This window comes from Bradyrhizobium sp. AZCC 2262 (assembly GCF_036924535.1).
Taxonomy (GTDB): domain Bacteria; phylum Pseudomonadota; class Alphaproteobacteria; order Rhizobiales; family Xanthobacteraceae; genus Bradyrhizobium.
In genome coordinates, this window is record NZ_JAZHRT010000001.1 from 4433912 (window position 1) to 4445446 (window position 11535).

The following is an 11535-nucleotide window of genomic DNA, read 5'->3' on the forward strand; positions in this document are numbered from 1 at the left end:
GCGTCGATCGGCCTATCGCTTCGTCGCCCGCTCGAGGAATTGAACGAGCGCGGCGCGATCCTGCTCCGAGCCGATGCGTTGCTCCGGCATCTTGGTGCCGGGCGTATAGGCCTGCGGCCCGATCTCGAACAGTCTGGAAACCGTCTCCGGCGTCCAGACAATATCGAGCCGCTTGAGCGCTTCGGAAAAATTATAACCGGGTGCGGTGGCGATGCGGCGGCCGAAGATTCCGGCGAGCGTTGGTCCGGCGCGGTTGGGCAGGTCCGCGCCAAGCGTATGGCAGGCGACACAGGCGCGAAAGACCTCCGCGCCGCGATCGCCGGCATAGGCAGCGAGCGGATCTCCCGCCGTTTCCAGCAGAATCGGATCGATCGGTTCACCCGTCGCCGCGTTCCAGCGCCGGATGATATTATCAGCGCCGCCCGTGAGCAGCGTGCGGCTGTCGGGCAGGAATGCCACCGACCAGACCGGCAGTCCCGGACCGACCAGCGTACGCATGAGCGCGCGCGCCTTGCGGTCGATCACGGCGACCGTGCCACCGATGCCGGCGGCGGCAACCAGCGCACCGTCAGGCGACATCGCAATCGAGATAACCGGCCTTGGCCCTGCCGTAACCTCGCCGGCCCGCGTGCCGGCTGCGGTCAGGAAGTAGACGTTGCCGTCCGCGCCGCCGACCGCGATTTCGCCATCGGTGCCGGTAGCCACGGCATTGAGCGGGGTCGGCATCGGAACGACGGTCGGCGTTTGCGCGCCCGACAGCGGCCAGATGCGAACGCTGAGGTCGTAGCTGACGCTGACCAAGGCACGGCCATCGGCCGTAAACGTCACGCCGTTGACGTTCTGCGTATGCCCGTCGAGCACGCGCGGCGCGCCGCCTGCGAGCGGCCAGAGCCGCACCGTATGATCCCACGAGGCCGATGCGAGCGTTGCGCCGTCGGGCGATACCGCTAGTGCTACGATCGGCGCCGTGTGGCCTTCGAACACCGCGTCGGGCTCTGTTCTGCCAAAAGTCCAGATCGCAATGCGCCCATCCGCACCGGCGGTCGCGGCGCGCCCTTCGCCGAGCAGCGCGACGGCGTTCACGGCGTCGGAATGGAAACGAAGCACCTGCTCGGCCGCATTGCGCGTCAGCGACCAGCGGATCGCGGTCGAATCGAAGCTGCCGGAGATCGCGCTTTGGCCGTCGGCCGAGATCGCCAGCGCCCGCACCGGCCCGCCATGCCCGCGCAGTTGCGCGAAGGCTGAGCTGGTTCCGATCGGCAAAGCGATCGACACGGCCACAAGCGCCAGAAGCGCCGATCGGCCTCTGTTGCGACGTGCAGCTTGCGCCGAGACCGTGCGTACCATTCCCCTCGGCCCTCAGCGCACGCCCGGCCTGTCGCGGTCGAGCCCCTTGGCCTGCAAGTCGTCGAGGTATTCCTGAAAGCGCTGTTCGGCGTTCACACCGAGATTGCGCAGGAACGCCCAGGAATAGATGCCGGTCGAGTGCATGTCGTCGAACCCGATTCTGATGGCATAATTGCCGACAGGATCGACGGAAAGAATGGTCACATTACGTTTGCCGCCGACCGTCTTGCGCTCGGCTTCGGAATGCCCCTGCACCTCGGCGGATGGGCTGGTCACCCGGAGCAATTCGGCGGAGAGATCGAAGGTGCGGCCGTCGTCAAAGGCAACACGCAACGCGCGGCGATCCTTCGGCAGGCGAATTTCGACCGGCCACGCCAGCGCGACGTCAGGCACGCCCACTGCCGGCGTCAGCCCGAACCGATCAAATTGTGGCCGGGATCGCTTACCCTGGCGCCGCTCGTCGTAAAGGCAACGGAGCTTGGCTCCTGAATGGTATTAAGCACCATCGCGACTCCGACGGCGGCAACCACAGCAAAAGCCACAGCTGCAACAAAGACTTTCATGGCACTTCCTCACCTTTGACTTGAGCCGGACTATTCGGCCGGGACGGCGCGCGGCGTGCTGTCGGACGGCCCGTGGGCCTTTGCCTGCTCTTCCTCGACCCAGAGCGAGTGATGCTCCTTGGCCCAGTTGAGATCGACCTCGCCGGTCCCCATGGCGTCGAAAGCCCCCTCCATTCCGATGGAGCCGATATAGATATGCGCCAGCATGGCAGCAATAAAGAGCATGGCGATCACGGCGTGGATCACGGTCCAGAACTGCAGCACCGTCACGGTGGCCGCAAGGTAGGGAAATATCAGGAACCAGCCGGATACCGACATCAGCGCGCCGCCGATGATCACGATCCAGAAAATGCCCTTCTGTCCGGCGTTAAAGCGCTTCGCCGGCGGATGCTTGCCGGCGGACAGGATGCCGCCACCCTGCTTGATCCATTCCAGATCGAGCCTGCCTGGAATGTTATCCTTGATCCAGATCAGGAACATGATGACGAGACCGAGCATGAAGGGGAACGCGAGATAGTTATGGGCGAATTTTGCGTAAGTCGACATGGTCGCGAAGACGTCGGGACCGAACAACGGCAGGATGAGGATGCGGCCGAAGCTGATGTTCAGGCCCGATAGCGCCAGCACAATGAAGCAGCTTGCCGTCAGCCAGTGGACGAAGCGCTCGAAGCCGGCGAAGCGCAAAATCGTCCTCCCGGAGAAACCTTGGTGGATACGAATCCGGCCGCGGACCATCATAAAAATCGCCAGCAGGGCCACCATCCCGATGATGGCGACGCCGCCAATGATCGGCAGCCTGCTGCGCTGGAAATCACGCCAGTCGCGCCCGGCGGGCTGAATGAGGCTGGAAGCCCTCGTATCCGGAATGGTGATCCGGCCGGTGATCTTGTCGCCCCTCTGCAGCGAATTCAGAAGCTGTTCTTCCTGGACGGCTTCGGCTGTCGGCCTGAAGGAAAGTTGCGCGGCGGCCGGATATGCGAACGCGAACAGCATTACGAGGGCAGCGCCTAGCGCCCTGAGGTTTGAAAGAGAACTTGGCATGGGCCGATAACCTTCCCGTTTCCAGTTACGTGAGCGCCGCCGCGCCGGGCGCGACGGCCATTGCATCAACCGGTCGGCGAGTCGCTGTAGGCGGTCTTCCAGCCCCACATGCCGGAGCCGTAACCGCGCTTCATCACCCGCTCCTTGTAAATCTCGGCAATGATCGCGCCGTCGCCGGCGAGCAGCGACTTGGTCGAGCACATCTCGGCGCAGATCGGCAGCTTGCCTTCGGCCAGACGATTGGCGCCGTATTTGGCGTATTCGGCCGGCGTCGAGTCGGCTTCCGGCCCGCCCGCGCAATAGGTGCACTTGTCCATCTTGCCGCGCGATCCGAAGTTGCCGACCTTCGGATACTGCGGCGCGCCGAACGGACAGGCGTAGAAGCAGTAGCCGCAGCCGATGCACAGATCCTTGGAGTGCAGCACGACGCCGTCGGCGGTGGTGTAGAAGCACGACACCGGGCAGACCGCGGCGCACGGCGCATCCGTGCAATGCATGCAGGCCATCGAGACCGAGCGTTCGCCGGGCTTGCCGTCATTGATGGTGACGACACGGCGGCGATTGATGCCCCACGGCACTTCATGTTCGTTCTTGCAGGCCGTCACGCAGGCGTTGCACTCGATGCAACGGTCGGCATCACAGAGAAATTTGACGCGAGCCATGATCTATTCTCCTCTCACGCCGATTGGATCTGGCACAGGGTCACCTTGCCCTCGTGCATGCCGGTGACCGGGTCGTAGCCGTAGGACGTGATCGTGTTGACGCTTTCGCCCAGCACGATCGGATCTGACCCCTTCGGATAGTTGCCGCGTTGGTCGACGCCCTGGAACCAGCCGGCGAAGTGGAACGGCATGAACGCCACCCCCTTCCCGACGCGATCGGTGACCAGCGCCTTGACGCGGGCCTTCGAACTGTTTTCCGGACCGAACACCCAGACCCAGCCGCCGTCCTTGATACCGCGCTCGGCGGCGTCAGACGTGTTGACCTCGACGAACATGTCCTGCTGCAATTCGGCCAGCCATTTGTTCGACCGGGTTTCCTCGCCGCCGCCTTCGTATTCAACGAGGCGTCCCGAGGTCAGGATGATCGGGAATTGCTTGGCAAGCCCCTTATCCACCGCCGCCTTCTGAACGGAGAAGCCGAGATTGGCCATGCGGAACTGACGCCCGTCCGGACGCGTCGGATACTTCGCGACGAGATCAGGCCGCGCGGTGTAGATCGGCTCGCGGTGCACCGGCACGGGATCGGGCAGATTCCACGCCACCGCGCGGGCCTTGCCGTTGCCATACGCCATCACGCCACGCTCCAACGTAACGCGGATGATGCCGCCCGACAGGTCGACTGCCCAGCCGACGCCATCAGGACTGTTGCCGCCGATCTTGTTGATGGTGGCGAGTTCGTCCGCGGTGAGATCCTTGTCCCAGCCGAGCTTCTTGAGCAGCCCATAGGTGAACTCGGGATAGCCGTCGGTCAGTTCCGAGCCCTTGCTGTAGGAACCTTCGGCCAGCAAATTGACGTTCTTCACCGAACCGTCCGGCTGCTTTTCCTCATAGACGACGCCGAAGCGCGCCCGGAACGTGCCGCCACCATCCTTCACATGAAGGTTGGTGTTGTAGAGCGTGTGCGTGCCCGGATGCTTGATCTGCGGCGTGCCCCAGCACGGCCACGGCAGGCCGTAATAGTCGCCGCCGATTTCGGGTTCGTCGGCCTTGGCACGCAGGGTCACCAGGTCGAACTTGCCCTGGTTCTTCATGTGCGCCTTCAAGCGCTCCGGCGACTGGCCGGAATAGCCGGTCGAGAAACCGCCGCGGTTGATTTCGCGCAGCAGGTCTTCCGGAGACGGGCGATTGTTTTCCACCTTGATGTTCTTGAACATCGGATCGGCGAAACCGAGCTTCCTGGAAAGCAGATAGATGATCTCGTAGTCGTCCTTCGATTCGAAGATCGGCTTGACGATCTGCTCGCCCCACTGCAGCGAGCGGTTCGAAGCCGTGCGCGAGCCCGAGGTCTCGAACTGGGTACAGGCCGGCAACAGGTATGTCCCGTTCTTGCGCTCGGAGATCGCGGCAAACGTGGTGGGATGCGGATCGGCGACCACGAGCAACTCGAGCTTCTCGATCCCCTTCACCATCTCGGTCATGCGCGGCACGGTATTGCCGCCGTGCCCCATGATGACCACGCCCTTCACGGCATCGCGCTGGTCGACGTCGTCAGGATTGGCCAGCGTCGCATCGAACCAGCGGGTCCACGGGATGCCCGGCAATTCCATGTTCTGCTTGCGGGTACGGGCCGGACGGCCGGCCTTCGCCGGCACTTCGTCGAAGCGGGACTGCAGATAATCGTAATCGACTTCCCAGACGCGCGCCCAGTGCTTCCAGGCGCCTTCGACCAGTCCGTAGTAGAGCGGCAGCGTCACGATATCGAGACCGATGTCGGTCGCGCCCTGCACGTTGCAATGGCCGCGGAAAATGTTGGCGCCATTGCCGAAGGAGCCAACGTTGCCCGTCGCCAGCAACAAGTTGCAATAAGCGCGGACGTTGGCGGTTCCCACAGTGTGCTGGGTGCCGCCCATGCACCAGACAAAGGCCGACGGCTTCTGCTTGGCGAAGGTTTCGGCGACCTTCTTCAACTGCTCGCCGGGAATTCCGGTGACACGCTCGACCTCTTCCGGCGTCCACTTCGCGACTTCGGCGCGGATCTGGTCCATCCCGTAGACGCGCTGCTGGATGAACTGCTTGTCCTCCCAGCCATTGTTGAAGATGTGGTGCAGCATGCCCCAGATCACCGCAATGTCGGTGCCGCCGCGGAACCGGACATATTCGGTGGCATGGGCCGCGGTGCGGGTGAAGCGCGGATCGAGCACGAACACGTTGGCGCGATTGATCTCCTTGCCGGTCAGGATGTGCTGCAACGATACCGGATGCGCTTCCGCGGCGTTCGACCCCATGAAGACAACGGTCTTCGAGTTGCGCATGTCGTTGTAGGAGTTGGTCATCGCGCCGTAGCCCCAGGTATTGGCGACGCCGGCGACGGTGGTCGAATGACAGATACGGGCCTGGTGATCGATCGAATTGGTGCCCCAGAACGCCGCGAATTTGCGGAACAGGTAGCCACCTTCATTGGAGAATTTCGCCGAGCCCAGCAGGTAGACGGAATCGGCGCCGGACTTGGCGCGGATCTCGAGCATCTTGTCGCCGATCTCGTTGATGGCCTGGTCCCACGAGATCTTTTGCCACTCGCCGTTGACCAGCTTCATCGGAGATTTCAGCCGGCGGTCGCCATGCACGAGCTCGCGCACCGAGGCGCCCTTGGCGCAATGCGAGCCGCGGTTGATCGGGCTGTCCCAGGCCGGCTCCTGGCCAACCCAGACACCGTTCTGCACTTCGGCGATCACGGTGCAACCGACCGAGCAATGCGTGCAGATGTTCTTTTTGATTTCCGTCGGCGCACCGACGATCTTCGGACCAGCCTGCGCCTTGCGCACCGAGCCGAGCGGCATCAGGCCGATCGCGGCGCCCGCACCGGCCGCCAGGCCGGACCGCCGCAGGAACGTGCGGCGGTCGAGAACATCAGACGCGAGGCCGGCAGCGATGCCCTGCAAACGCGCCCTGCCCGCGGATCCGTCTCTTCGCTTCATCAACATGTGCGTTGTCCCATCAATAGCGGTTGACGCGGTAGTAGTTCTTGACGTGATCGGTTTCCTTGTAGCGCGCCTTGACGCGCTCGGCCTGCGACTCGTCCGCCACGGCCTCGCCGCCGGTGAGCGGGACAACGGCTGCTGCTGCGACCGCCGAGCCGCCCATCAGAAACAGGCTGCGCCGATCCACCCCCGTGGCCCGTGACTTGCCCTTGCTGTCAGATGGTTTGCTCATTGCGATCTCCCCTTCTCACGTCGTCTTTCGCCGTCACTCGGACAGCGTGAAGGCCTCGGATTCCAATTCCATGAAGACACGGCCGGTACGGCCGACGGCGCGGTAGAAGCGCGCCGATTGCGACATTTCCAGATCGGCGAACATCCGCGCCGCCCAAGGCTTGAGATGCCGTTCGAAAAAGCGCGCCTGTTCGGCGAACTCGGCCTCGAAGTCGTCGCGCGCGAGGCCGGCCATGACCTCGAGCAGGATAGCGATGTGATCTTCCGGTTCCCGCGAGGTGCCGGCGCGCTCGATCCCGAGCGCACGCAGGTCCTCGCGCACCCGCGCCAGCGGACGCTCGTGAAGAAAGCCGGTCAGATAGTAGGAGGCATAGGGCAGCAATTCGCCGCGGCCGAGCCCGATGAAGAGATCGAAGAACTCCTTGCTCGCGGCACGGTCGTCGGTCGCCGCAGCCGCGGCAGCGAGTTCGACATGCGCCATGCCGAGTTCGGAACCGTCGCCCTTCAGCGTTGCAACCCGCTTGAGCGTCTCGGCATCGGGCGCCTTGCCGAGCAGCAGCGACAGCAGGCCGTATTCCGCGGCGCGCAGTTGATCGATCTCGTCGACTTCGGGCTTCGATGTCACCTGATCCTCGGATGATCCGTAGAGATCGGGGCGCAGGACAAAACGATTGACCTGCGTCAGCGCCTCGACGGCAACAACCCGCTCGGCGGGAATGCGCGACCACGCCGAAACCGACGGCTGCGCAATACCGAGCGCCCGCGCGAGCGACCCAACGCCACCTGCTGCCCTGATTGCTAGTTCCAGTCCGGCATCACGCATGGTGCTACCGATTTCTCCCCGCCCACTCGCGCCCACCCGTGTCCCTCAGGCGTACAATTTAGAACTGGAATTATTCCAAGTGTGAGATATCTAACATAGGCTGTGCCTATGTCCGCAAAAACTTTTGTCTAAACAATCGGTTTTGCGGTGCCATGACGTCGCACTGGCTGCTGCGGTGCAGCAGGTTTCGCCGGCCGCGATTCATCGGCCTGCGCGGGTTCCCCGGTATCGCCTTCGGCCTTTGAAACGGCTTCCGTTTCCGCCGCCGGCCCACCGGATCGTCTGAGAGACTGCGCCGGCAGATTTTCCTGCGGTTTTGCCGGCAGATCGTGTTCGGGCGGCTCAACTGAAGAGCGTGCCGCCTCATCACCGGAATTTGCGTCAAAATTTATCGGTTCGGCTGCGGGTTCACCCATGATCTGCGACACCAGCCGCGCCACATCGACACTTGCGCCGAGTTCGCCGCCGCCCGGGACCCCGCCCGGCGTATTCCAGTCATAGGCGTATTCGAGCGCGGGATTGACGTAATTGCGAATCGCGGGGTCCAGCGCCCAGGATTTTTGCAAAGCTGCATTCCGCAAATGTTCGGGAACGCCTTTGCGCAGAAATGCTGACATGTCGGTGCTAGCCGTCAGTTCCTCGAGCGTTGGCAAGGTTGAGAGATCGAATTCCGACGCGGCGTCTTCGCTCGGTGCGGGCGAGCCCGACGATTCGACGCTTTCGGCGGCCGGCGCGTCCGGCTGCGGCTCCGGCTGTTTTGCCTCCTGCTTGCGCTGTGACCATCGCGCCAGAAAGCCCCTGTCTCGATCGGCTTCGTCCGGACCACTCATGTGCGCTCCGTTCCCTCATCCGGCCGGCCGCCCGGCACGCGCGGCCGATCGCCGCTCGCACGATCCCGCTTGCGCTTGTGGAACACGCGCTCGACATGGAATCGATCGACAAAGGCCGCAATCCATGACGCGATCTCGGGCGGCATCGGCACGGTACCGATCACGTCGCAGCCGCTTTCGAACATCGCCTCCCCTTCGGTCGGGTCGGCGGTTACCTTCGTCAGTTCGAGTTCGGCGCCGCCGTCCTGGCGCCGCAACGCGACCCAGATCCGCGGCTCGCCGTCGGCGAGGTTATCGCGATAATTCGCCGTTTCCGCACTGAAGAGTTCAATGCTGGCCGAGCCCGCGTAATAGGTCGTCGCATCGGCCTCGGTGGACAGCGCGGTCCACGGCGCCGTCGACGGCACCTCGTCCAAAATCATCGCCGGCGACCACAACTGGTCGATCCAGGGATTGTCGATCGAACGGCGTCGCACCACCACGCCAACCTCGCGGGATGCTTCAATCATTGCCATTCCCGATCCTCCCTTCGGTGGATCATGTGACATTCGCGGTCGCCGCAAGCGGCAACCCCGCGATCAGATTTTGCGGCTTTAGTCTCACCACCTTGTCCGCGCCCACCGCGAGGATGAGGTAGACCGGCTTGTCGCCGACCCGCTCATCCACCAGCCGCGTGTCTTCGAAGCTCAGGCGCATGAGGGCCACGATGCGCTCCGCAACGCCGCCCTCCGGCCGCTCGCCGCGCCACAGCGCATTGCCGATCCGCGTCGCGTCGCTGTCGAGGCCGACGAACCAGCGCCAGTCGCGATCCTCGATCGAGGCGATGGTTTCGACGCTGACGGTAACGCCGAGCAAGTGGCCAATCCAGCGTTCGATGACCCGGCACAGGCCGGCGCGCGCCTTGGCATTGCCGCCGAGATTCATGACCATTGCGTGCGCGTCCGATCGCGACCAGTAGGTCCAGGCGTTGTCGTCGTCCATGACGTCCATCTCGCCGAACGCCTTCGGCTGTTGCAGCATGGCCGCAAGCGGCGACGAATGCAGGTCGTGCTGGGCATGCTGCTCTGCCTCGATCACCTCCGCATCGGCCAGCAGCAGCGTGCCGTCGTGAACGGCCGCCAATTGGCTGCGATAGAACAGCTCTGCCGCACGCAAGACATAAGGGTCATCGCAGCCTTCGAGCGCGTTGCGCAGGATCAGGTGGCACAGCTGCGACAGAAAGATCGGCGGCAGGTCGCCAGCCCCTTTGCGGGCCAGCGCGACATAAACCGCCTCCAGCGACGGCGCCGCCATCAGCCGGTCGCGGAAATTCATCATGAAAGACCAGTTTTCGCGCGCGTCGGCATCGGCAAGCCGAGCGATGTCCCTGGCCGACACAGCGCGCAGCGGATCGGCCATCAGGCTCGCATGCAGATTGCGCTCGGCCTCGCAGGCATCCGCCGGCGGCAACAATTCAGGCCGCGCCAGATAGGCCATGATGAGTTCGGGCGTCGCGACCAGCCCGCCGTGATCGGTGCGGCGCGTGAGGTGATGGCCCGAGGCGACCCAGAATTCTCTCATGTACGATCCGTCGTCTTGCGATCGGTCCTGATCAGCCCGAGAAGATCGACCTCTTCCTTGGGTTCAACATCGCCTTCGACTTCATGGAAGGTAAAGGCGCTGGCATGCGCATGCAACCGGTCGGCATCTGCGGTAACCGGGCGCGGCTTGAGGGTGCGAAAGCGCTCGCGGATTTCGCCGTTTTCGACGCTGCGCTGCACTGCGAGCAGCGTCTGCGGCGGATGCTCGCACAGCGAAGCTGCGAACGCGATCTCCTCCTCGGCGGCAAGGCGCGCGGCCTCGATGTCGGGCGCCCCGAATTTCTCTATCAACTGCGCTGCGAGTTGCTCGGTCATCGCCAGCCGCTCCGCTTCGGTGGCTTCGGTGACAATGGCAAGCGTCGACCATCCGAGGCTGTCGATCCCAAGAAAGCCCGAGCGCAACGCCACGCGCTGCTTCTGGCCGAGCGTGGCCGGATCGCGGTTCCAGAACACGAACGCGCCGGAAACCGCCCATTCCCCGGGTTCGGCTGCCCGCTCGAAGACGAACGTATCCGACGGGTCCAGCCTGATGGTTCGCGGAAATTTCAACATGTCCGCCTCATCCGAATTTCGGACCGCGCGCCTGCGGATCATACCAAGCCGCGCGCCCAAGCGCATCCACAAGACTGCTCCGCGCCGGCTGTCCGCGGCCGGCCGGTACGCTGACCAGAAGATCGCCGTTGACGTCGATCCCCCGGCGCTCGCCGGCCTTGCGCTTGGGAAGCCGCTCCAGATAGTCCCGCGCGATCGCCTCGAAGCCGCGCTCTTTCCAGCGGTCGAACGCGGTCATGAGGTGGCGGGTGAAGCTTTCGATGATGGCATCGGTATCGACCATCTCGAAACCTTCGCTCAGCAAGGACACGCCCGAGGCGGCCTGAACCTCCGGGACATGCGCCATCGCGGCCGCGCGCAGAATCACGCCGAAAACGAGCCATTCAGGTATGTCGTCTTCGATGCATTCGGCCGGCCATCCCAGCCGCCCGCCGCCGAGCAATCCCGCATCGAAACGGATCGCATCAGGCCAGTCGAAACTGACCTCCCGCTCCGGCGGACAATGGGCGGCAATCGCATCGGCCAGTGCATTCATGCCGGCAAAGAGTGCCCGGCGCGCCGATCTCAGCGGTTCGTCGGGTTCAAGTACCACCGCGAACTCGACCAGGTCGTAGCGGCGCACCCACACCAGTGTCCCGGCGCCGGCCTCCGGTGCGATCTCGCAAGCCCGGGCAAAGGCGTCGCCGAGCTCGCGCAACGCGACCAAAGTATAACCGGGGGGCAGATCAAGTGTCTGTTCCGTATCCCCGAGACGAGTGATCACAAAGAACTATTCCCTCATTGCTTCAAAGGCCACGGGTGTATGCTATCCCGCGCAAGCCCGCGGTGCGAGCGGCCTTTAGTCGCTTGCGGATGTCCGCCCGAGCGGTTACCGCAGAACCGTGGGATGAGGCAATCGGGTTTAAGGTATTTCAAAATGAGTGCGGTG

General features: G+C 63.8%; 13 protein-coding genes. All 13 read right to left on the bottom strand.

Annotation, left to right across the window (positions count from 1 at the left end; translation table 11 throughout):
- Positions 1-12 precede the first annotated feature (12 nt).
- The gene (locus V1283_RS21210) at positions 13-1347 is read right to left on the bottom strand and encodes a c-type cytochrome (protein ID WP_334388380.1); all 1335 of its coding nucleotides are present in this window, start codon (positions 1345-1347) and stop codon (positions 13-15) included.
- A gap of 12 nt (positions 1348-1359) precedes the next feature.
- Positions 1360-1740 (bottom strand): DUF971 domain-containing protein, encoded by a 381-nt coding sequence (locus V1283_RS21215; RefSeq protein WP_334388381.1) that lies wholly within the window; start codon positions 1738-1740, stop codon positions 1360-1362.
- A gap of 14 nt (positions 1741-1754) precedes the next feature.
- On the bottom strand, positions 1755-1910 hold the full coding sequence (locus V1283_RS21220) for a hypothetical protein (RefSeq protein WP_334388382.1): 156 nt from the start codon (positions 1908-1910) through the stop codon (positions 1755-1757).
- A 30-nt stretch (positions 1911-1940) separates the two neighbouring features.
- Positions 1941-2951, bottom strand: a complete 1011-nt coding sequence (locus V1283_RS21225) for a formate dehydrogenase subunit gamma (protein ID WP_334388383.1) — start codon at positions 2949-2951, stop codon at positions 1941-1943.
- A gap of 65 nt (positions 2952-3016) precedes the next feature.
- Positions 3017-3613, bottom strand: a complete 597-nt coding sequence (fdh3B, locus tag V1283_RS21230; RefSeq protein ID WP_028348819.1) for a formate dehydrogenase FDH3 subunit beta — start codon at positions 3611-3613, stop codon at positions 3017-3019.
- Between the two features lie 14 nt (positions 3614-3627).
- On the bottom strand, positions 3628-6594 hold the full coding sequence (locus V1283_RS21235; protein WP_334388384.1) for a formate dehydrogenase subunit alpha: 2967 nt from the start codon (positions 6592-6594) through the stop codon (positions 3628-3630).
- A gap of 13 nt (positions 6595-6607) precedes the next feature.
- Positions 6608-6823: a hypothetical protein gene (locus V1283_RS21240; RefSeq protein ID WP_334388385.1), complete on the bottom strand. Its 216-nt coding sequence runs from the start codon at positions 6821-6823 to the stop codon at positions 6608-6610.
- A 33-nt stretch (positions 6824-6856) separates the two neighbouring features.
- On the bottom strand, positions 6857-7645 hold the full coding sequence (locus V1283_RS21245) for a molecular chaperone TorD family protein (protein ID WP_334388386.1): 789 nt from the start codon (positions 7643-7645) through the stop codon (positions 6857-6859).
- 128 nt (positions 7646-7773) lie between these two features.
- Complete coding sequence (locus V1283_RS21250) at positions 7774-8475, bottom strand: DUF3306 domain-containing protein (RefSeq protein WP_334388387.1); 702 nt, start codon at positions 8473-8475, stop codon at positions 7774-7776.
- A complete protein-coding gene (locus V1283_RS21255; RefSeq protein ID WP_334388388.1) occupies positions 8472-8990 on the bottom strand; it encodes a DUF3305 domain-containing protein in 519 nt (172 codons plus the stop codon). The genes V1283_RS21250 and V1283_RS21255 overlap by 4 nt, the downstream gene beginning before the upstream one ends.
- Before the next feature lie 22 nt (positions 8991-9012).
- Positions 9013-10035 carry a DUF6352 family protein gene (locus V1283_RS21260; RefSeq protein WP_334388389.1) on the bottom strand — a complete coding sequence of 341 codons (1023 nt, stop codon included), beginning with the start codon at positions 10033-10035 and terminating at the stop codon, positions 9013-9015.
- Positions 10032-10607, bottom strand: a complete 576-nt coding sequence (locus tag V1283_RS21265) for a DUF6505 family protein (RefSeq protein ID WP_334388390.1) — start codon at positions 10605-10607, stop codon at positions 10032-10034. Before V1283_RS21265 ends, V1283_RS21260 begins: the two co-directional genes overlap by 4 nt.
- Before the next feature lie 7 nt (positions 10608-10614).
- Positions 10615-11370, bottom strand: a complete 756-nt coding sequence (locus V1283_RS21270; protein ID WP_334388391.1) for a biotin/lipoate--protein ligase family protein — start codon at positions 11368-11370, stop codon at positions 10615-10617.
- Between the last annotated feature and the right edge of the window lie 165 nt (positions 11371-11535).

Bases quoted from the DNA above. Each gene is read 5' to 3' on its own strand.
- V1283_RS21210 (WP_334388380.1), bottom strand. From the start codon at position 1,347: ATGGTACGCACGGTCTCGGCGCAAGCTGCACGTCGCAACAGAGGCCGA.
- V1283_RS21225 (WP_334388383.1), bottom strand. From the start codon at position 2,951: ATGCCAAGTTCTCTTTCAAACCTCAGGGCGCTAGGCGCTGCCCTCGTA.
- V1283_RS21220 (WP_334388382.1), bottom strand. From the start codon at position 1,910: ATGAAAGTCTTTGTTGCAGCTGTGGCTTTTGCTGTGGTTGCCGCCGTC.
- V1283_RS21245 (WP_334388386.1), bottom strand. From the start codon at position 7,645: ATGCGTGATGCCGGACTGGAACTAGCAATCAGGGCAGCAGGTGGCGTT.
- V1283_RS21250 (WP_334388387.1), bottom strand. From the start codon at position 8,475: ATGAGTGGTCCGGACGAAGCCGATCGAGACAGGGGCTTTCTGGCGCGA.
- V1283_RS21255 (WP_334388388.1), bottom strand. From the start codon at position 8,990: ATGGCAATGATTGAAGCATCCCGCGAGGTTGGCGTGGTGGTGCGACGC.
- fdh3B (WP_028348819.1), bottom strand. From the start codon at position 3,613: ATGGCTCGCGTCAAATTTCTCTGTGATGCCGACCGTTGCATCGAGTGC.
- V1283_RS21260 (WP_334388389.1), bottom strand. From the start codon at position 10,035: ATGAGAGAATTCTGGGTCGCCTCGGGCCATCACCTCACGCGCCGCACC.
- V1283_RS21265 (WP_334388390.1), bottom strand. From the start codon at position 10,607: ATGTTGAAATTTCCGCGAACCATCAGGCTGGACCCGTCGGATACGTTC.
- V1283_RS21240 (WP_334388385.1), bottom strand. From the start codon at position 6,823: ATGAGCAAACCATCTGACAGCAAGGGCAAGTCACGGGCCACGGGGGTG.
- V1283_RS21235 (WP_334388384.1), bottom strand. From the start codon at position 6,594: ATGTTGATGAAGCGAAGAGACGGATCCGCGGGCAGGGCGCGTTTGCAG.